The 21,690-nt window shown below is 44.5% G+C and carries 18 protein-coding genes; 9 read left to right on the forward strand and 9 right to left on the reverse strand.

Annotated elements, in window-relative coordinates; translation table 11 throughout:
- The first annotated feature begins 7 nt into the window (after positions 1-7).
- The 5 genes from UQW94_RS06225 (at position 8) to UQW94_RS06245 (ending at position 4,640) form a co-directional block, all read left to right on the forward strand.
- The gene (locus UQW94_RS06225) at positions 8-934 is read left to right on the forward strand and encodes a metal ABC transporter solute-binding protein, Zn/Mn family (RefSeq protein ID WP_322142100.1); all 927 of its coding nucleotides are present in this window, start codon (positions 8-10) and stop codon (positions 932-934) included.
- Positions 934-1,662, forward strand: a complete 729-nt coding sequence (locus tag UQW94_RS06230) for a metal ABC transporter ATP-binding protein (protein WP_017635536.1) — start codon at positions 934-936, stop codon at positions 1,660-1,662. Before UQW94_RS06225 ends, UQW94_RS06230 begins: the two co-directional genes overlap by 1 nt.
- Entirely contained in the window at positions 1,662-2,537 is an 876-nt protein-coding gene (locus UQW94_RS06235; RefSeq protein WP_005374244.1) for a metal ABC transporter permease, read from the forward strand. Before UQW94_RS06230 ends, UQW94_RS06235 begins: the two co-directional genes overlap by 1 nt.
- Before the next feature lie 22 nt (positions 2,538-2,559).
- Complete coding sequence (locus UQW94_RS06240; RefSeq protein WP_225496542.1) at positions 2,560-3,429, forward strand: metal ABC transporter solute-binding protein, Zn/Mn family; 870 nt, start codon at positions 2,560-2,562, stop codon at positions 3,427-3,429.
- A 215-nt stretch (positions 3,430-3,644) separates the two neighbouring features.
- A complete protein-coding gene (locus UQW94_RS06245) occupies positions 3,645-4,640 on the forward strand; it encodes a porin (RefSeq protein ID WP_017635534.1) in 996 nt (331 codons plus the stop codon).
- Between the two features lie 214 nt (positions 4,641-4,854).
- Here UQW94_RS06245 and UQW94_RS06250 read toward each other — a convergent pair whose 3' ends face one another.
- From UQW94_RS06250 to speA, 4 genes are all read right to left on the reverse strand, one after another.
- A complete protein-coding gene (locus tag UQW94_RS06250; RefSeq protein ID WP_081886414.1) occupies positions 4,855-7,020 on the reverse strand; it encodes a S9 family peptidase in 2,166 nt (721 codons plus the stop codon).
- A 310-nt stretch (positions 7,021-7,330) separates the two neighbouring features.
- A complete protein-coding gene (emrD, locus tag UQW94_RS06255; RefSeq protein ID WP_322142101.1) occupies positions 7,331-8,536 on the reverse strand; it encodes a multidrug efflux MFS transporter EmrD in 1,206 nt (401 codons plus the stop codon).
- A 409-nt stretch (positions 8,537-8,945) separates the two neighbouring features.
- Complete coding sequence (gene speB / locus UQW94_RS06260) at positions 8,946-9,866, reverse strand: agmatinase (protein WP_322142102.1); 921 nt, start codon at positions 9,864-9,866, stop codon at positions 8,946-8,948.
- Position 9,867: 1 nt separating this feature from the next.
- Positions 9,868-11,778, reverse strand: a complete 1,911-nt coding sequence (gene speA, locus UQW94_RS06265) for an arginine decarboxylase (protein ID WP_033906546.1) — start codon at positions 11,776-11,778, stop codon at positions 9,868-9,870.
- 323 nt (positions 11,779-12,101) lie between these two features.
- Between speA and UQW94_RS06270 the strand changes: the two genes are divergently transcribed.
- Positions 12,102-12,827, forward strand: coding sequence for an MBL fold metallo-hydrolase (locus tag UQW94_RS06270; RefSeq protein ID WP_044129549.1), 726 nt, complete (start codon positions 12,102-12,104; stop codon positions 12,825-12,827).
- Between the two features lie 66 nt (positions 12,828-12,893).
- Here the strand turns inward: UQW94_RS06270 and UQW94_RS06275 are convergent, their stop codons facing one another.
- The 3 genes from UQW94_RS06275 to UQW94_RS06285 form a co-directional block, all read right to left on the reverse strand.
- A complete protein-coding gene (locus UQW94_RS06275; protein ID WP_005384193.1) occupies positions 12,894-13,322 on the reverse strand; it encodes an ATP-dependent zinc protease in 429 nt (142 codons plus the stop codon).
- 65 nt (positions 13,323-13,387) lie between these two features.
- Entirely contained in the window at positions 13,388-14,293 is a 906-nt protein-coding gene (gene rimK / locus UQW94_RS06280; RefSeq protein WP_005374224.1) for a 30S ribosomal protein S6--L-glutamate ligase, read from the reverse strand.
- A gap of 329 nt (positions 14,294-14,622) precedes the next feature.
- Positions 14,623-15,237, reverse strand: a complete 615-nt coding sequence (locus UQW94_RS06285; RefSeq protein WP_137282875.1) for a TetR/AcrR family transcriptional regulator — start codon at positions 15,235-15,237, stop codon at positions 14,623-14,625.
- Positions 15,238-15,392: 155 nt separating this feature from the next.
- Here UQW94_RS06285 and UQW94_RS06290 point away from each other — a divergent pair, with 155 nt between their 5' ends.
- Together UQW94_RS06290 and UQW94_RS06295 are read left to right on the forward strand one after the other, a co-directional pair.
- Positions 15,393-16,406 carry an MBL fold metallo-hydrolase gene (locus tag UQW94_RS06290; protein WP_213879698.1) on the forward strand — a complete coding sequence of 338 codons (1,014 nt, stop codon included), beginning with the start codon at positions 15,393-15,395 and terminating at the stop codon, positions 16,404-16,406.
- A gap of 95 nt (positions 16,407-16,501) precedes the next feature.
- The gene (locus tag UQW94_RS06295; protein ID WP_033906240.1) at positions 16,502-16,846 is read left to right on the forward strand and encodes a DUF5329 family protein; all 345 of its coding nucleotides are present in this window, start codon (positions 16,502-16,504) and stop codon (positions 16,844-16,846) included.
- Here the strand turns inward: UQW94_RS06295 and UQW94_RS06300 are convergent.
- Entirely contained in the window at positions 16,814-17,713 is a 900-nt protein-coding gene (locus UQW94_RS06300) for a LysR family transcriptional regulator (RefSeq protein ID WP_053349393.1), read from the reverse strand. The genes UQW94_RS06295 and UQW94_RS06300 overlap by 33 nt on opposite strands.
- 1,331 nt (positions 17,714-19,044) lie before the next feature.
- Positions 19,045-19,383 carry a YggL family protein gene (locus UQW94_RS06305; RefSeq protein WP_005374208.1) on the reverse strand — a complete coding sequence of 113 codons (339 nt, stop codon included), beginning with the start codon at positions 19,381-19,383 and terminating at the stop codon, positions 19,045-19,047.
- Between the two features lie 266 nt (positions 19,384-19,649).
- Between UQW94_RS06305 and UQW94_RS06310 the strand changes: the two genes are divergently transcribed.
- Positions 19,650-21,686, forward strand: a complete 2,037-nt coding sequence (locus UQW94_RS06310; RefSeq protein ID WP_005384183.1) for a PhoX family protein — start codon at positions 19,650-19,652, stop codon at positions 21,684-21,686.
- Positions 21,687-21,690: the final 4 nt, after the last annotated feature.

Raw genomic sequence — 21,690 nt, forward strand, 5'->3', positions numbered from 1 at the left:
AAGTACTATGATCAAACGCTCTCTTTTACGTCGTATTCTTACAGCCACCGCGTTATTGACGGTGTCTTCTACTGGCTTTGCTGCCGATAAACTCAGTATTGGTATTACGCTTCAACCTTATTACAGCTATGTTAAAGCCGTTGTTGGTGAGAAGGCGGACATCGTTCCTTTGGTTGATGCTGGTTTTAATCCTCACAACTATTTGCCACAACCTAATGATCTTAAGCGCTTAAATGAAATGGACGTAATAGTGATCAATGGTATTGGTCATGACGATTTTGCACTGAAAGTGATCAAGGCTTCTCAGCGTGATGATCTCGTGGTTATCGAAGCGAACAAAGAAGTGCCTTTATTGCCCGCTATGGGGCAGTCTGTTGGTCAAGGAGCAGTGAACCCTCACACCTTTGTCGGTCTATCAACAACCATTCAAAAGGTTTACACCATCGCGAGTGAGCTAAGCCAATTGGACCCAGACAATGCTACGTTCTATCGCCAAAATGCTCGTAAATACGCGAAAACATTTCGCCTGATGAAGCGTGATGCAATGTTGTCTTTTGGTGAGTTGGACACGGCTGGTATGAAGGTGGCGACAACCCACAATGCTTACGGATATATCCTTCAGGAGTTTGGTGTTGACGTTGCCGCTGTCATTGAGCCTGCTCATGGCGTTGAACCAAGTGCAAGTCAGCTACAGGAAACGATAGAGAAAATTCGTGAATCGGGCATTGATGTTCTGTTTTATGAGCTCAATATGCCGAATCGCTTTGTTGATACCATCGAAGAGGCGACTGGGGTGCAGCTTTATCGCTTTTCTCACATGACTCACGGTGAGTATGAGGCTGATAAAGTCGAGGTTGAGATGCGAGATAATGTGGAAACACTAATCGAAGCCATGAAATTTGTGGCGAGTAAGCGAGCAGGGGAAAAGGCGTAATGACTGGACCTTCCGTTTCCTTAAGTAACGTGGGCCTAAAATACGCCGACAATATCATTTTGCAGAACATCAGCGCCGAATTCGAGAACGCGAAATGTCACGTGATTATGGGACCGAACGGCGGTGGTAAAACCTCTTTGCTTCGTTCGGTACTTGGACTCACGCCATTTTCGGGAAACATAGCGCTCAATTGGCCAGAACCATCAGCTGCATCGGGGAAGATAGGGTATGTGCCACAAAAAGCGATGTTTGAAGCAAGCCTCCCGTTAACCGTGATGGATTTTGTACTGCTTAACCAAACTCGTATCCCTCTATTTTGGCGACGTAAAACGAAACAAACTCAACATGCCCTGGCCCAGCTGGATCGCGTGGGTATGGCAACGCGTAGCGACCGTCGTATGGGGCAACTCTCTGGCGGTGAGCAACAACGTGTTTTGTTTGCGCAAGCTTTACTGGATGAGCCCAATTTATTGGTTTTAGACGAACCTACAACTGGGATGGACGAGCAAGGTGTTCGGTACCTTGAAGGTTTGATTCATGAAGTCGTTGGAGAAGGCAAAACGGTACTGGCAGTACACCATGACGTGACCGCAGTGCGCCGTTTAGACGCGCAGGTCCATGTCGTAAATCGTCAAATTGTGGCGTCAGGGCACCACTCAGATGTGTTAAGTCCTGATCGTATAGAAACATTATTCAAGCACTACACAGCAAAAGTGGAGGCTGCATAATGGATTGGTTGCGAGAGTTAGCGGTTAGCGGCGTTGAAGCTGGATGGTTAAGCGATAGCTTTTCTTATGCCTTCATGGTGAACGCAATTGTGGCAGCGCTGATATTAGGACCATTACTTGGTGGTCTTGGTACATTAGTCATCGCCAAGCGACTGGCTTTTTTCTCTGAAGCGGTTGGGCATGCTGCGCTTACCGGAATTGCGATTGGTGTGTTGCTCGGTGAGCCGCCAGAGAATCCGATCATCGGATTGTTTAGCTTTTGTATGATTTTTGCGCTGTTGCTTCACTTTGTTCGTAATCGTACGAATGTACCTTACGACACACTGGTTGGAGTTTTTCTTGCATTAGCGTTAGCGGTTGGTGCTGCGCTGTTAATGTACGTTGCTCGTAAGATCAACATTCACATGTTGGAGAACGTGTTGTTTGGCTCGATCTTGACTGTGACGGACAACGATATCCTTATTTTAGCGATCAGTTGTTTGATCATATTACTGCTTCTTATTCCAACGTTTAACCGCATTTTGCTAACTTGTATCAGCCCGGATATTGCACGTGTACGCGGCTTTAATACCAGCTTTTATGATTACTTATTTGTCATGATGATCACCTTGGTCACCATCGCCGCGGTAAAGATTATTGGCGCTGTATTGGTTGGTGCATTGCTACTGATTCCTGGTGCAACGGCTCGGTTATTGACTAAACGCATGGGCAGTTTTGTTCTCCTTTCTTCTTTATTGGCAACCATTGCGTGTTTAATAGGAACCATACTGCCGATGGAGCTTGAGCTACCAGTGCCATCAGGCGCATCCATCATCATTGTTTCTGCGGCATTTTTCCTAACAGCAACGGTTTACCGAATTATCCAAAAAGCGTAACCCTTTTTATAAAGTAATGAACATGAAGATAAAAAAATTAGCGATAACTTTTGGTTTGGTTATAGCGACAACACTTCCATCGTTGGCAAGCGCCAAAGATATTTTAACCAGCACTCCCGTCACGTACATGTTGTCTGAGCAACTCATGAAAGGTACAGGGATAGAGACTCAGTATCTGCCTCCAAAGCGTTACGGCGTTGAGCGTCTTGAGAACTGGTTCGCAAATAAAGGTACAGAGCAAGTTAAGCAAGCGGGGCAAGCCGCGACGGTTGCTATTACTCTTGGTGCGATTTGGAAACAAGACCCGACTTATGTTTACGCTCGACAGGGCAACATTCACTTGATTGAAATCGATGCATCGCAGGCCATTTCTCCTAGAGCTCAAGGAGTTGCAGTACTGACATTGGAAAACGGGTCAACATCGAAGTACGCATGGCTGAACCCTACAAACTTAATCCGAATGGCGGGTATTGTCGGAGAGGATCTACAACGTGTATATCCTGAACACCAAAAGGCGATTCAAACGAATCAACAGGCTCTTATGATTAATGTGCGTGAACTGATCAACCAACAACAGGCAGATATCTTCGATAAAGGCATCGATTCAGTGGTACTGATGAGTGAGTCATTAGAGGACTTTGCCTCTGGCAACCAATTGTTTGTGGTTGGGCGCGAATTTAAGCCGGAATTTGAGTGGACAGAAGAAGACAAATTATCTTTAAAAGCTCAGTTTGAGCAAGATAAAACGCTATGGTTAGTGACGGATAAACGACCGTCGAAAACCTTGACATCGCTTATTAAACCGAGCCGCATACTGCAAATTGATGTTATTGACCGCTGGGGCGGTAAGGGTATCAAAACTGAGAAGCCACTCGCACGTTGGGAGATGTGACACGTAAAAAGCCACAGATTTTATGATGGGGAATGAAAAGTTCCCTATTTTTTTGTGATCCAGTTCAAAATGTGAACATTAATACCACTGGTTGCATAAGAAAGTGTTTGTTTCATTTCTATTTCATTACTACTTTGTTATGTGTTCGTTGCGATTGATTCGGATTTAATCTGTTTCTAAGCGAACCGGTACAAACAACTATACGGATGTTAACAATGAAAATGAAAACTCTAGCCGTTGCAGTGGCGGCACTAGCATGTGGTTCACAGGCCTTCGCAGCAGAAGTTTACAACAGCGATGGTACATCTTTATCGATCGGCGGTCACGTTTCAGTTGGCGTGGGTGAGTATTTCGAAGAAGATGTAAAAGTTCACCAAGTGTCTCCACGTATTAACGTTGCGGGTAAGAAAGACATTGGCAACGGTATTACTATCGACGCTAAAGGTGAATGGGCGCTTAACTACCTAAATGGTGGTGAGCAATCGTTCAAAACTCGTCTAGGTTACATCGGTGCTACTCATGAGCAGTTTGGCCGTTTAGTAGCAGGTACTCAATGGTCACCTTACTACGATGTCGCTGGCGTTGCGGATCTACCAATCGCGTTTGCGAACGACTTTTTGTACGACAACCACGGCAACCTAGGCTCAGCTCGTGCTGATAAAATGCTTAGCTACCGTAAAGGTTTTGAATTTGGTGAAGGTTTTGCTTTCAACCTAGGTCTAGGTTGGCAAGGTGAGCAAACTTCAGATGCAACAACATACGAGCAACGTGGTCAAGTTGCATTGAGCGGTTCTGTAGCTGGCTTTGGTCTAGGCTACGTATACAGCGGCGGTGATGTTAAAAACGCGACTCTAGGTACTAAGAACGCTGAATCACACCTATTCTCTGTAAACTACGGTCAATACGGTTCAGGCCTTTACGCAGCGGTAGTATACGGTATGAACGAGTACTTCTACCAAATGCGTAAAGATACTTCTCAACTTGAAGCTCTTTTGGCATACGGCGTAAACGATTGGACATTCAGCGTTAACTACGAAGGCGTAGAAGACGAAGAAGACAATAAGACAGTTTCAAGCGAAACTGCGCTACAAGCAGAGTACGCTGTAACTCCTGCTTTCGTAACGTTTGCAGCTTACCAGTTTGATCTAGGTAACGACTACAACAATGAAGAGAACGACTACTGGACTCTAGGTGCTCGTTACTACTTCTAATAAATAGGCCAGTTTCTACTGCCTAAACACATTTATTGTGTTAACGCCTACTCGTTGTGAGTAGGCGTTTTTCTTTCTGCTATTCTTTGGCTATAAGAGACACTGTTAGTTCTCTGCTTAGGTAACCCACTCTTTGTTTAGAGAGTGCGTCTATAAAAATGCCCGCAACTTGCGGGCATTTTTTGTTGTTAGAGATACAGTTCTATTAATACGCTTATTTTTTATCGAGTAAATCGAGGAAGAAGGCATACTCTAGCGCATCTTCTTTTAAGCGCTTAAATCGACCAGATGCGCCGCCGTGTCCGGCTTCCATATCGGTTTTGAACAACAAGACGTTATCGTCTGTCTTCATTTCACGAAGTTTGGCGACCCACTTCATTGGTTCAAAGTACTGTACTTGAGAGTCGTGCAAGCCAGTCGTTACCAACATGTTCGGGTAGTTTTGCGCCTTGATGTTGTCGTAAGGCGAGTAACTCAACATATAGTCATAGTATGTTTTGTTATTTGGGTTACCCCATTCATCATACTCATTGGTGGTCAATGGAATCGATTCATCGAGCATGGTGGTTACCACGTCCACAAACGGAACATGTGCACCGATACCGCGGTACAGTTCTGGTGCTTGGTTGATGATAGCCCCCATTAAGAGACCTCCTGCAGAGCCACCAACAGCGAAGACTTTATCTTTCGCGCCGTAGCCTTGTTCAACCAAACCTTTAGTCACATCAATAAAGTCGTTGAATGTGTTTTGCTTGGTTAGTTTTTTACCGTCTTCATACCAAGGGCGGCCAAGCATTTCAGATCCACGAATATGAGCAATGGCGTAAACAAAGCCGCGATCCAATAGACTCAAACGTGTCGAGCGGAAAGTTGGCTCAATGGTTGCGCCATAAGATCCATAACCATATTGGTAGAGTGGATTCGTACCATCTTTCTTAAATAAGTCTTTACGATACACCAAAGAAACGGGTACTTCTTTACCGTCACGGGCTGTGACCATGATGCGTTCTGATTGGTAATTGTCAGGATTAAAATCACCAAGTACAGGTGTTTGCTTCATGATTTCTGACCCGCCCGTTTTTAGATCGAAATCGTAGTAGGTTCCTGGAGTGGTTAAACTGCTGTAATAAATACGAACTTTCTCGTTATCCAGCTCTAGGTTACCTGTCAAATAGGCAGCAAACGCATCGTCATTAAATGTGAGGGGGAGTTCTTTTCCTGTTGAAAGCTGACGTACAGTGACGCTTGCTAGGCCGTTAGAGCGCTGCTCATAGACGATGTGATCATCGAATAACTCGAAGTCGACAAGTTGAGTGTTGTCGTCTGCGGCAATCACATCTTGCCATTTAGAGCGGTCATGCATGTCATTTTGATGAACTTTCATCAAACGGAAGTTGACGGCTTGATAGTTAGTATAAATGTAGTACCAATCGCCTAGCTTAGAAATACTGTATTCAATGCCATCTTCACGAGGATAGAACGGTTTCGCCTTTGCTTTAGGGTTGTTCGCATCAATGATAGAGACCCCACTGGTTTCTGTACTCGAATGCCAGATATAAATATCTTCGCCATCTTTGCTTTTGCTTAGTGAGGTGTAATAGGCGCTGTCGGTTTCCTCAAAAATCAGCTCATCGCTGCTTTGTGGTGTGCCCAATACATGACGATAAACTTGGTAGCCCAATAAGGTCTGTGGATCTTTTTTGATGTAGTAAAAGGCGTTGTTATCGTTCTGCCATGCGACAGCGCTTGAGGCCCCTTCGATTTCATCTTGTAGGTAATTGCCTGTTGTCAGGTCTTTGATCTTAAGGGTGTACACGCGGCGGCTTAATGTGTCTTCGCCATACGCCAATAAGTTTTCATTCGGACTAACGTATAGGCCGCCGATACTGAAAAATTCATGTTCTTTTGCTAGTTCATTGACATCTAAAATGATTTGTTTGTCTTTGCCTGCAAAGTCTTTAGCTCGCAAATGGACTTCGTACTCGTTATCTCCGGTCACTTCACTGGAGTAGAAATAGTTGCCTTTACGAACCGGTACTGAGTTGTCGTCTTTTGCGATGCGCCCTTTAATTTCTTCAAATAGCGTATCTTGAAGTGTTTCAGTGTGCTTTAGAACGGTTTCTGCGTACTGATTTTCTTTCTCTAGGTGCTGTAAAATTTCAGGGTCTTTACGTTCGTCGTCACGCATCCAGTAGTAGTTATCAACGCGGGTATCGCCATGAATAGTCATCGAGTGAGGGACTTTTTTCGCAACCGGAGCTTGAGTTTGTTGAGCAACGATCTGTGTTTGGGAGTATTGAGTCATGCTGGGGATTCCTTGATTGCTGCATCCGGCGACAAGCGCGACCGAGACGGCCAACGTAGTTAAAGTGAAACGCATCTGATTTTATCCTTATTGTACACCCAAGTGGCCTCATCCTGAGGGCTGGGCTTTCATTTTGTTAGTGGTTTTCAGTTGTCCATTCTTTGTTATGGGGTATACCGAAAAAGTGAGAATCCTCAATATTTCGAGTTGGATACTCAATTTGAAGGGAGCTGAAAACACATTGTGTAAGCAGCTGTTATTTTTAACAAATATCAATTCGAAAGTTAAATCATTCTCATCGGGAAATCGATATAGTGTGATATGAAAAAAGGGACACACTTGTTGAGTGTGTCCCTTTTGGATTTTGAAAGTAAGCTGATAATGATCAGATAACTTGCGGTACTTCGTTTGAGTGATTGTGTGCTCGATTCACCCACATTAACCCAAGCATTGCAATTACCGACATTGCCATCATCAAAATGCCCAAAGGCATCTGGTTATGCGCTGGAAATAGTGACGCGAGCAAAGTTGCTACACCTGCCCCCAAGTTTTGCATTCCACCCAATGTCGCGCCTGCTGTTCCTGCATGGTATGGGAATGGCGCAATCGCTCCAGTTGTTGCTGCTGGGAAGAGAATACCTGCACCCAAAAAGTACACGGTTGCGCCTCCAACCAGCGTTAATGCTGTGGTTAAACCAAACAAGCCTGGGATGAGCACAATAGCAGAGCCCACAAAAATAGAGACCAAGCCTACATTTAGAGCACGACGCTCAGAGCGACGTCTTGCTATATAGCTAGATAAGCCTGCGCCCACCAAGTAACCTGGGATCGGCAATATAAACAGCAAACTTACCGTTGTTGCTGGTAATTCTAATACTCCACCTAACAACACCCCAGCCGCCGCTTCGAATACACCCACACCAGCGAATGTTGCAACCAGGCAAATCAAAAAGCCTTGAAAGCGGCGGTCAGACAAAACGTGTTTGTAGCTTTTGGCTACTGGTTCGAATTTGCGTTTCTCTTTTGGTAGCGTCTCCATCATGCTTGTCATCATGGTGATCACAACCGCGATAGCAAATAGCGCTAAGAACAAGTAGCTTGACCGCCATCCGAAAGCTTCTGTTAGGTAGCCGCCTAATACTGGTGCCATTAATGGTGAGAAAATCACACACATGCTAATTAAGCTGTTTGCTCTGTGTAGATCAGAGCCTTCAAAGCAATCGCGAGTCAGAGTGCGTGACATCGCACCGCCGCAACCAATACCTAAGCCTTGGATAAAGCTACCAATCAAGAACCATTCAAATTGATGTGCAAATAATGCTACCAGTGTACCCGCGATGTAGATAAGCAGCCCGACGATGATGATCGGTTTGCGTCCCAAGCGGTCCGATAGTGTGCCATACGCAAATTGCGACAAGCCATATGGGATCAGGTAACAAGCCATCACAGCTTGAAGTGATGACGCAGATACCAAAAACTCGCCCACCATATGACCGATTGAAGGCACGTACATTGTCTGGGTCATTTGACCCACGGCAGTCAATATAGCGATTAAAAAGGTAAGTTTCGCTAATGGAAACGAAGCAGACATTTGCGTATCTCTCCAAAAAGTTTAAGACGTAAAAACCCTTAGCGCTCTTTTACAGAGTGCCAACTGACTTCTTGTGTTGCGGGGATATTTGCGCGAGATAATAGTGCTTGCTTGTATAATTAGCAATCGAAAAGTGTGAAGTCGAGCAAGATAAAAATCTATGATTTAAATTAGAAAAACTAATCCGATTTTGTTTTCAAAAAGCGGTGCATTTCTTTGTCTATTTACGTTAAATCTTTTGCTTTTCGTGAATAGTATGAGCCTTATAGGTAACTGTTTTTAATGGTTAAAGTGCAAAAATAAAGCGTCTGCTCGGTTGATCTGAGTTCAAGATGAAACGAGTGAATAAAAGGTAGAGGAAGGCATCAGAAAGAAAAGGGAGCCGAAGCTCCCTTAGAAATGATTATGTCTATTCGCGCTCAGATGCGTATGCGTAAAGCATTTCTAGTGCGATGGTTGCTCCCGCTAGTGCGGTAACATCACTGTGGTCGTATGGAGGCGATACTTCGACAACATCCATACCCACGATATTCATGCCGGCTAAACCACGAATAATTTTCAGCGCTTTGTCTGAGTTCAAGCCACCACAAACTGGTGTACCAGTTCCCGGTGCGAAGGCCGGGTCTAAGCAGTCGATGTCAAAAGTGACATATACTGGCTTGTCTGCGACGGTGCGACGAATTTCTTCTAGGAGCTCGTTCACCGACATGTCATTCGCTTGCATCGCATTAATCACATTGAAGCCGTGATCTTGCTGTTTGTACTCCGTACGAATGCCAATTTGTATTGAGTTCTTTGCTGAGATCAAACCTTCTTTCGGCGCATGGTAGAACATCGTACCGTGGTCGTATGAACTGCCATTTGCATAGGTGTCCGTATGAGCATCAAAGTGAATCAAAGCCATTTGGCCATGATGCTTCGCATAGGCACGTAGGATAGGTAGCGTGATGAAGTGGTCACCGCCCAATCCCAAAATGGTTTTACCACTTTTTAGAATTTCACTGGTTGCCGCTTCAAGGCGGTAAGTAAAATCTTCCGCATCACCGCAATCGAACACGAGATCACCTGCGTCGATCACTTTCAGTTTATCCAATACGTTGAAGCTCCACGGGAACTTCTTACCTTCCCATGCCAAGTTGACTGAGGCACGGCGAATTGCATCTGGACCCATACGCGCACCTGGACGCCCAGATGTTGCCATGTCCAGAGGGACTCCCAACACCACAACGTCTGCGTCTGCCGATACCGGGTTACGAATGTACGGCAGACGTAAAAACGACATAGAGTTGGAGTAAAGCGAATAATCAGTTTTAGTAAACAAATCATTCATATCAGAAGTCCTCTAAATAGGTATATCCTGCTAGACCTTGTTCTAGTTCTGCTAGGATTTGTGCTTGTTCATTGGCTTCAACTCGCTGTGAAACCAATTGTTTATAATTGTCACGAATCGCATCCACGTCGATATGAACGTAGCGCATCATGTCTTCTACACTATCACCTTCGTTGATGTAACTGATCTCAAATTGACCATGTTCATCAACATTGACTACAGCACTGTGGGTATCACCAAATAGGTTGTGCATGTCACCAAGGATTTCTTGGTATGCGCCTACTAGGAAAAAGCCCATTAGGTACGGTTTGTCTTTGCTCCAAGCTGGTACAGGTAGCGTGCTCTCGATGCCTTGACCATCAACGTAGTGATCGATCGCGCCATCAGAGTCACATGTGATGTCCAACATCACTGCACGACGTTCTTCCGCCTCGCCAAGACCAGAAAGTGGCAGAACAGGGAACACCTGATCAATACCCCAAGCATCTGGTAGAGATTGGAAGAGAGAGAAGTTCACGAAGAACTTATCTGCAAGACGTTCGCTCAACTCGTCCAGAATCGGACGGTGGAAGCGATTCTTAGTGCTCATCTTTCGGCTTAATTCGAAGTAAATGCGTAGTGACAATTGTTCTGCCCACGCACGTTGTTCCAAGTTAAGCACGCCTGTAGCAAATTGAGAGTGCACTTCTGCCAAATCACTTTGGGTATCATTGTAAATCTCAATTAACGCACGAGCGTCTGTACCATCTTGTAAGTTTTCCCAGTTTCGCCACATGTTTTGTAGCAAAAGCGGAGCGTCATCATCAAGCTCATGTACTTCTTCCGGTAGGTACGACTCGGTACCAATTACGTTAGAAATCAATACAGCGTGGTGCGCTGTTAGCGAGCGACCCGATTCCGAAATGATCACTGGCATTGGTTGTTCGTATTGCAGACACACATCGCCCACTGTGTTCACGATATTACGTGCGTATTCTGCAAGGCCGTAGTTCATCGAATTCGATGATTGGCTGCGTGTGCCGTCATAATCCACTGCCAAGCCGCCGCCCACATCGAAGTACTCGATGTTTGCACCGAGTGCGCGTAGTTCGCAGTAGAAACGTGCAGACTCGTTCACACCATTGCGTACATCACGGATGTTTGCCATCTGTGAACCAAGGTGGAAGTGAACCAGTTGCATCGCGTCTAGGTTGCCTTCGCGTTTAAGACGTTCAATAACGCTAAGCACTTGCGATGCTGATAAACCAAACTTCGATTTTTCACCGCCACTTGCTTGCCATTTCCCTGCGCCTTGAGAGGCGAGGCGAATGCGTAAACCAAGGCGCGGTTTTACGCCCAAACTTTTCGCTTCTTCTAGTACCAGATCCAGCTCAGAAAGCTTCTCTAGTACGATGAATACCTTGTGACCCAGCTTTTCACCGATCAGTGCAAGACGCACATACTCACGGTCTTTGTAGCCATTACACACGATTACGGAGCTACCTTGTTGAGCCAATGCAAGTACCGCCAACAATTCTGGCTTGCTACCCGCTTCAAGACCAAGCTGCTTGGTTTCTAGTTGAGCTTGGCTCGCTAGAATTTCATCCACCACTTCACGTTGTTGGTTTACTTTAATTGGGTACACCAACAAGTATTTGTTTGGATATTGGTATTCTTCAATTGCTTGGTTGAATGCGTGGCAAATACCATGCACACGTTGGTGCACGATTTGCGGGAAGCGTACTAATACAGGCAGATTTAACTGCTTCGCTTCTAGCTCATTTACAATAGCGCTGAAAGGGATTTGATGTGCACGATCACTACGTGGTGATACATATACTTCGCCTTGGTCATCAATGCCGTAGAAACCTTGGCTCCAGTAGTGAACGTTGTAGTCCGCGCGGATGCGGTCTAATTTAGTTGCTTTTTCCAACTCGATTCTCACAAAAATGTACTTAACTCCTTAATTAATTAGAAGGAAAAGTACAAAAAAGCAAATCATGAGGCATTTACCTCATACCCTGACACGAACTCCGTGTGCGCGCATTAACGGATAAAAGTGCCTTTGAGTCTAATGATTAAAATCTATCATCTCGATTATGATTTGTTGTCGTCGCTACGTGTGAATATTTGTTTACCGAAGCGTCCATTCTGCTGTTATATTTGGTCTGACCAGTAAGGATTCGGTCATGAAGCATCTCACTAAAATAAGGACATATTTTGAAGCTGCACAGAATTCAGGGGTACATTCAGACCATGTATCTCGCCGAATATCCCGATAAATTATTGTTGCTTGATGGTGCCAGTCGAGCAGACATCCCTCATCTTAAAGACTTTATTGAACATCAACTCCATCGTCCTTTTTCTGACCTAAAGTTGGTTGTTGTGACCCACATGCATCCAGACCATGCTGGTGGTGCGCACAAACTACGTGATTTAACAGGATGCAAGCTATTGGCCGCAAAGCGAGAGAACCAGTGGTATAGCGGTGTAGACGGTTGGCTAATGCATTTGACCGATTTGATGTTAGCACGCTGGATGGCGAATCGGATGCGTAAACCAAAGCAAAACCTGTGGTATTCCCGCAAGTTAAAGCCAGATATTGAACTTATTGATGGACAGTTTATTCCTGGATTTGATGATTGGCAGGTGCTAGAAACGCTAGGGCATACCGACCGAGATCTGTCGGTTTATCATTCTGAACAAGATGTGTTGTATGTGGCGGATTTAATGGTGCAGGTGAAAAAGCATCTGATTGCGCCGTTTCCCATATTTCATCCGAATCAATATCGGCAATCATTAAAGCGTGTGTTTGAGATGAATCCGCAATGTTTGCTTTTGGCACATGGGGGAGAGGTGACTTTGGATGAAAAAGCGTATCAGCACATTTTGAATACAGCGCCGACTAAGCCAATGACGCACTGGCGAGTGACAAAAGTTAAAGCGAAGGGATTGTTGTTTGCGTTATTTCGTAGGAAGTAAGCGAAGATAAAGCCAGACGAGTGATGCTCAACAAAAACGTTCGATCACTCATCTGAAGCTACGGGGTTAAGATGCCAATAAATGAGATTGGCTAGGATCAACGAGCACTTTGTCTGCCATGCCCTGACGACCTAACAACATCATGTAAGTCATTTTTTCACGGTTAGTCAACGTAATGTCGATTGGCCATTGTTGGTCGCCCATACGCAGCATCGTCGTGATCACGCAGCGGTGCTCAAAAGTACCGTTAGAAGATTTAACCTTACGGTTTGCTTTTAGTTTCGCTGTGCAGCGAACCACTTGTTCTAAATGGTATACATCTGGGTGCAGATCGAATGCAACATAAGACTGACCATCTTTTTCAAAGCAATCAATATTGTCTACATGTAATGAAGAGGTTTGAGCGCCTGTATCAATACGCGCTTCAAGGTGAGTAATCCCTAACTCTGGCAAGCAAATAGCTTCGGCATTCCCAATGATCATTTTCTGATTCATAGTGTCATCCTAGCGACGAGTAACAAGAGAGCCGGTTTTTGGCTCTCTTGTACGTTAAACAAAAATCAACCTTTACCGCGAGTACGGTTTGAATTTGGCTTAGCGTTTTTCTCGATAAAATCGAAGATCATACCTGCAATGTTTTTACCCGTTGCTAGTTCGATGCCTTCTAGACCAGGGGAAGAATTCACTTCCATTACCACTGGGCCATTTTTAGATTGAAGGATATCCACACCACAAAGGTTCAAGCCCATCACTTTCGCAGCATTTACAGCGGTCGCACGCTCTTCTTTGCTCAAACGCACGAGTTGTGCAGAGCCGCCACGGTGAAGGTTAGAACGGAACTCGCCTTCTTTTGCTTGGCGCTTCATTGCGGCAATCACCTTATTTCCGACAACAAAACAACGGATGTCCGCGCCTTTTGCTTCTTCGATAAATTCTTGCACCATGATGTTAGCTTTCAAACCCATGAAAGCTTCAATCACGCTTTCTGCCGCTTTATTTGTTTCAGCAAGTACAACACCAATGCCTTGAGTGCCTTCTAGCAATTTAATTACTAGAGGTGCGCCACCAACGTTTTTGATCACGTCCTGAATGTTGTCAGGATGGTGAGCAAAGCCAGTGCGTGGCAAACCGATGCCTTTACGTGATAGCAGTTGCAATGAGCGCAACTTGTCACGAGAGCGGCTGATCGCGACAGATTCGTTGACACAAAATGTACCCATCATTTCAAACTGACGTACAACAGCAGTGCCGTAAAACGTAATAGATGCCCCAATACGTGGAATAACAGCATCGTATTGCGGTAATTCTTCACCCTTGTAGCGGATCTTAGGGTTGTTGCTCGTAATGTCCATATAACAGTGAAGCGTGTCGATCACATCGATTTGATGCCCACGTTCTTCACCCGCCTGTTTTAGGCGCATGGTTGAATATAAATTCTCATTACGAGAGAGAATAGCAATACGCATGGCAATTCCTTAGTAAGTCAGTACCAAATTAAAATATAAGTATAGAGCATAGAATGCAGTAGGCAGGTGATCATGTTATGACATAACCTACTTACTTCAACGATTTAGAATTGTGGTTGAACAACCACGTCGTCAGAGGTGCGCACCTTAGGGCGTTTTTTTGTGAGATGAAAACGAAAAAGCATCGTCGACACGACAAAAATATTTTATCGAACGCTCACGCCTTGCGGTATGAGACTGTCAAGGGTGAGATAAATAAAATTGAGCAAAAATTTCATCGCTTTGTCACGAATTATCGCTTAAAAAAGCGGCCAATTTGACCGCTGTTTTTAGCTGTTTTGATAGTGACTTAAAAAAAGTTCCGCCGTTTGGGTAGCTAACAGCCTAGATTCTTCATTCGACAAAGAGGGGCGAATTCCCATTAACTGCGGCCAGAATGCACTGCCTTTAAGTAAGTTGTGCAATTGAGTGCTTGCTATATGTACATCATCAATTTGCAAAGCGCCACTGTTCGATTTCTCCGTAAGCCAGCGGTACAGGGCGGTTTCCTGTTTCGACATTTGTTCTGCTTGTTCTTTGAGATCTTCTGGCTTAAATAAGAAGTGCCCAAATGCCACTTTTGCCAGCTCAATATAGTTTGGTTCCGTCACCACAATGATCTCGCTGTAGAGTAATTCAATCAATTGATCTTTGAGTGGCAGAGTGGCCAAGCGTTTAATATCGCTTTCCATTATTGACGAACGCCAAAGCTCAGTCAGCAACTCCGTCACGATCGCTTCCTTAGAAGGGAAGTGATTATAGACCGTGCGCTTAGAGACTTGTGCGATTGCAGAGAGCTTATCCATGCTGGTGTTTTGCACCCCAAACTCTTGGAACGCTTGCCTTGCCGCGCACAAGATGGCTTCTCTTTTGGTTTCGCTACGACTTTTTCTTTTTACATTCATAAGCTTGCTAAGTTAAGAAGATCATTTCTTGTTCTATTTTACACTAAGTAGTTTACTTTTGATAATTAGAATGTAAACTGCACCGTGTAGTTTACTTTTGTTCGGGTTAACTTTTTATGAAAAAAACTTTGCTAGCCACAGTAGGAGCGTTCGCGATGGGTACATCAATGATTTCTTGTTCTAATGTTGATACTGAAAAAGCGCCAACATACCCGGACAAATTTGCAAATACAGAGTTGGAATACAAAAGCGGTTTGGGCGACATGTTCGAAATCATGAAAGCATATTTTACGACTGAGCGCCTTAACCCAACACCAACGATTGAAATTCCAGTGCATGCGATCACAGCGCGGCAACTGTTAGAAGAGCAAGATGACGTCATCTATCGTCTGGGTCACTCAAGCGTATTAATGAAGCTCGATGGAAAACTGGTGATGACCGACCCTGTATTCAGTGATCGCGCGTCTCCTGTACAATGGGCAGGGCCAAAACGCTTTCACCAAACCCCCATCACGATAGAAGATTTGCCAACTATCGATGTGGTGGTGATCAGTCATGACCATTACGATCACCTAGATAAAGCTTCTATTAAAGTGCTAGGCGACAAGGTGGGCACTTTCTTGGTGCCGTTAAAAGTGGGGCAATTACTGGTTAACTGGGGTGTGCCGAAGGAGAAAGTGATCGAGCTAGATTGGTGGGAGTCACATTCTGTCGACGGCATTGAATATACATTGACTCCGACTCAGCATTTCTCCGGTCGAGGTTTGACAGACCGCGATACGACGCTGTGGGGCAGTTGGGTTATCAATGCACAACAACACAAAGTGTTCTTCAGTGGTGACTCTGGTTACTTCAATGGCTTTAAAGAGATTGGCGAAAAGTACGGTCCATTTGACTTCACCATGATTGAAACAGGTGCGTACAATGAACTCTGGTCAGACATTCACATGTTCCCAGAGCAAAGCGTTCAAGCACACATCGATGTGCAGGGCAAAGTTATGATGCCGATCCATAACAGCACGTTTGATTTATCGATGCACGATTGGAATGAACCGATGCAACGCGCGTTAGACATCAGTGAAGAGCGCGGTGTAACGTTAGTTAGCCCTGAGATTGGTCAACGCTTGGCGATTGCGGAGCCTCAGCCTGCTCAGGCATGGTGGCAATAATGGCTGAACTAAACAGCCAAACACCAGAATAGTTAAGTCACTTATCAGTAGTTACTATTAGTAGTTACGTGGTCAGGGATAAGGATAAAGGTGCGATGAAAGCAAAGTGGACGTTGTTACTTACATTAAGCATTCTGCCGACCTTTGCACTAGCAGGGGTAGAGCAAGATATCTCGACGTTGATAAAACGAGTTGAGCAATCCTCTTGCACCTTTATCCGCAACGGCAAGGCGTACACTAATCAAGAAGCGGCAGAACACATGCGCAATAAATGGGATTACGCCAAAGATGACGTTGATTCCGTGGATGTGTTTATAAAAGAGGTCGCGTCAAAGAGCTGGTTATCTGGCAAACCATATTGGGTGGATTGCCAAGAGGAACGCATTACCAGCGAAGAGTGGCTAACATCATTGATGCGCGCCACCGATCACATCCAATAACACTTCTTTGATGGTCTGATAGCGGAGAGGTAGAGCACGACTGCGCTTACGAACTAGAAATAGCTCTTCACATACAGTGTTTTTCAATTGAGCAATGTGTAACGTGTCTTTTAGCGGAAAATTGTCGACCGCACTTTGAGGCAGCACGGTGAAGCCAAGTCCTTTGCTGACAGGCAGCAAAATTTGGCTCAATTGATTTACGTAGCCGGATAATGGTAAATCGCTCATCTTAATTTCTTGGAGCTGTGGTTCTTCACATTGGTCAAAAAAAAGTGTCATGTAATGCTCGGCATCAGGGTGGCTAATGACACCACAGTCATGCAAGAGTTGTGGCGTTATCTGCTTATTTTGATATTGCTTTGGCAGAACCAAGCACAACCTCTCTTTACCAATTCGCTCACTGTGAAACAGACCTTTGTTGGGAACATCAGTCACGATACCAATATCGATGTGCCCTTGCGTTATGGCGTTGAGAATAGATTGATTTGGCGCGGCTTCTAAATGTAACGATAAGCTCGGGTGCTGTTTTTGCTTCTCCAAAATGGGCCCATACAACATTAACGCCATTGCACCAGAACAAGCCAGTTTACAGTGGCCTGAAAACGCATCATCAAAACTGAGCTCTTCGAGCAGCTTCTTCTCTCTATCTTCTAACTCGAGCGCATATGCGTAGACAATCCTGCCTTGCTCGGTTAATTCGAAGCTTTTGTTTTCGCGCTTGATCAAGGCATGCTGACAACTTTGCTCTAATTTTTTGATGTGTTGGCTGACGCCAGGCTGAGTCATAAAAAGTTTTTCTGCCGTTTGCGTAAAATGACCGACTTCAATCAATGTCTTAAATGTATGTAACCAAACAGGATTAAGCATAGTGTGTGATTTTCTGAGAGCTTTGTTGGGAGACGTAAAGAAAATGATAGCACGGTGTTTTATGAAAACAGAGAAGACTTAAACGATAAAGATGAATCGCTATCAATACATTACAGACAAAATAAAACCCCGCCTGGTTTCCCAGACGGGGCTTATTCTTTTTCGCAGCAATCCAGCTACTAATAGGTGCTCCCTGCATCTATCCTTGATTGTGGCTAAGTCCTTTAACCGAGTTCCTTGTTCATCGCCTTCCTAGCGGTGTCCATTCTTACCTATCATCCTGACGGGCGAACTCTATCCTAGAGCTTAACTACATCCTTGCTGACAACTCATCCTAAGTTATCAAATCTTCATCCTGAAGATACCCAATCCTTTAGGCTTTTTTCCTGTTCCCGCCAACATCCTGTCGACAAATTGAGTATTGATGTTTTGCTGATTTGACTCAATTAACTTTTCTAAATTATTTTTACTTATTATTTTAAGTGAATTTAAATATTACTTTTAAATCATATATTTAATGTTTTTTCTGGCATTGCTCTTAGAGGTGATTAATCTATTTGCTTACAACTCTTGTAAGAGATCTCGCACAAGTTTGGTGGTGAATGTATTAATGTGCGCTTTTTGTTCCGAGTTCTGTGGATTGAACTGGATCACAATGCGTTAAAAGGGAGACGATAAAGATGAAAGTGAATTGATCTTGAGTAGAGATTTGTTTGAAAAGAAATAAAAATTCTTGCGGTTTTTATAAACAGTATGGTAAATCTGAAATGCCCACCTTGTTAATCCTTATTAAGATTCAATGACAGTATAAGTAGGGAACTTGATTGCCATTTTTCTGTCATATCTGGTGAGTAAGTTAACTGTGTCAGATAGATAATATGCCGTTTGCCAGTAAAAACAGGCTGCAAGAAATCGGTAATTATCATTATGTTGTGAAATTGGTCACGGTTAAATGATTGATTCCCTTATAGATTGAAGGGGATACGACCTTAGACAATAAGCTCCATGAGGAGCGTTACTTATATAAGATGAGGGACTTTACTATGAAAAAGACTAGAAGAGCTCAGCTACATCGTGTGCGTATTCAATACTGGAAAGACACGAAAGACGCACCAGCTAAAAAATCATAGTTAATTATACCTAAAGGCACGAGCTGGCTGTGGAACGCAGTTTCCCGTTGATTGCCAGCTCAAAAACGCCACAATCACTCCGCGCAACTTCCCAAGCACCCTATTTTTAATATCGCATTCTTCCAAAAATAAAAAAGCCAGTCTTAAGACCAGCTTTCTCTACCATTTATCGAGCTCTGCGTATTACAGGTTGCCCTTTAGTTACAGGTAGTTGGCGTCAACTAGTTCGCCCGCTTGCGCGCTTTTCACTTCTGGGCGTGCTTCTAACCATTTGATAACTTGCGCTTTCTGTTCTTCAGTCGCACTGCCGTAACGGTCAGTAGAACATAGGAAGCCTTCAAACAGTTCTAGACCACCGCCACCGAAGCAAAGACCAAGCTCGTCAATGTAGTCGATAAAGTCATCAACGAATGCATCGTAACGGTCGAAGTCGTTAATGTCTGTTTCACAGCTGATCTCGAAACCTAGGATTGCGAACTCACCTAAGAACAGCTTTTTACGGATACGACGGCTCTTGTTATCGATCTTGTCTAATTTCATGATTATCTCTCGTAGATGATTTGATTTCGTACACCTTATACCTTCTATCACACTTTAGCCCAAGTAAAATCAGAATGAAGCGATACAGTTGGTGATTATGTAACCAGAATTTAATTGCTTCGTTAGCTGTGTTGGTTGGTTTGCAGTATTGTTGAAACACAAGTTTCATATGTTTTAAGCACTTTTGTCATTTTTCTTATCCAAACTTCTTGCCGTTCAACTAATCACTTATTTATTAATTAAACTATAAGATCGGGAAAGTAAAAATGAGCAAGGAAACCTTTGACGCGACGCGTTATAACCAAAGTGAAAACAAACCATTTGAAGAAGTATTAGAAGCGAGCCTATCTCGACGCAGCATTCTGAAAGGTGGTTTAGGTATCAGTGCGATGACAGCGTTTGGTGCTTTCGGATTGGCTGGTTGTAACTCGTCTGACTCAGGGAGTACAGTAAGCAGTGGTTCGGGCGCATCTAAAGCCGTTCTTAACTTTGAATCTATCCCTGGCTCACTCACTGACGCAGTTTCAATTCCACAAGGCTACACCGCACAAGTACTAGTACCTTGGGGAACACCACTTAATGCACAAGGCAGCGCATGGCAAAATGATGGTACCAACACCAGTACCGATCAGTTAAATGCGCTAGGCATGCACCATGACGGCATGCATTTTTTCCCATTGAACGATAGCACTACAGATGGCTTGCTATGTATTAACCACGAGTACATCGACACATCAGCACTGCATCCAAACGGTCCGACGGTTGAAAATGGCGTACGTACCATTGTAGATGAAGTGCGCAAAGAGATTAACGCGCACGGTGTATCAGTGGTTCGCATTCAACTGGAAGATAACATGTGGAAGTTGGTTGATACCGACCCACTAAACCGTCGTTATACTGGTGCGACAGTCATGGATTTGTCTGGCCCGGTAGCCCACACATCTTTAACTGTCACTCGTTTCTCACCAGATGGCAGCCAAGCGCGTGGTACGTTAAACAACTGTGGCAACGGCTACACGCCGTGGGGCACTTACTTAACGTGTGAAGAGAACTGGCCTGGTTACTTTGTTAACGCCGGGACTCGTACAGAAGAGCAAGATCGCATTGGTGTTGATGACCAAAGCACACGCTACTTGTGGGAGACATTAGCAGGTAATGCAGAAGAGCGTCTTGATGAGTTCTCTCGCTTTAATGTGGCTCCAACAGGAGCAAGTGCGATGGATGATTACCGTAATGAAGCCAATGGTCACGGTTACATTGTCGAGATTGACCCTTACACGCAAAACTCACGTGCGAAGAAACGTACTGCGCTAGGTCGTTTCCGTCACGAGGGCTGTACTTTCGGTAAGCTTGAAGAAGGCAAACCAGTGGTATTTTATTCTGGTCACGATTCTCGCTTTGAATACCTATACAAATTTGAATCTGCGGCAGCGTGGGATCCAGCAGATGCTAACCCTGATAACCGCTTGGCGATGGGTGACAAGTACATGGACGAAGGCACACTGTATGTGGCGCGCTTCAATGAAGACAGCACAGGTACTTGGTTACCATTAACGCTTGATAGCGTAACAACCGCTGGTGGTACGTTAGCGGATCACTTTAACTCACTGGCTGAAATTATCATCAATACTGCTGGCGCGGCGGATTTAGTTGGGGCAACACCAATGGATCGACCTGAGTGGTGTACGGTTGATCCATTCACGGGTTCAGTATATTTAACATTGACGAACAATACGCGCCGTACAGATGAAACCAATCCTGCGAATCCACGTTTAAATAATAAGTTTGGTCATGTTATTCGTTGGGATGAAGGTGCTTCAGCAACTGACTTTACTTGGGATATCTTTGTGTTTGGTTCGCCAGCAAATGGTGATGCAGATACCAACCGTTCTGGCTTGAATGAGTTAAACCAGTTTGCGAGCCCAGACGGATTAGCGTTTGATGGCCGTGGTATTTTGTGGATTCAGACTGATAACGGCGCAGATGAAGTCACGTCTTACACCAATGATCAAATGTTGGCTGTTGTGCCATCTAAGCTAACAGATGAGAATGGTGATCAAGCTGTGATTGGTGCGGATAATCAAGCTGAATTGAAACGCTTCTTTGTCGGACCAAATGGTTGTGAAGTAACAGGCTTTACCATCAGCCCTGATTACAAATCATTGTTTGTGAATATTCAGCACCCAGGTAACTGGCCATACAGTGAAGATGCAGCCGAAGAAACGCCTGCTGGTGTTTCTGTGCGCCCACGAGCGGCGACAGTGGTTATTCGCCGTGAAGACGGTGGAGAGATTGCAGTTTAATCTC

Source organism: Vibrio sp. PBL-C16 (assembly GCF_034321865.1).
Taxonomy (GTDB): domain Bacteria; phylum Pseudomonadota; class Gammaproteobacteria; order Enterobacterales; family Vibrionaceae; genus Vibrio; species Vibrio alginolyticus.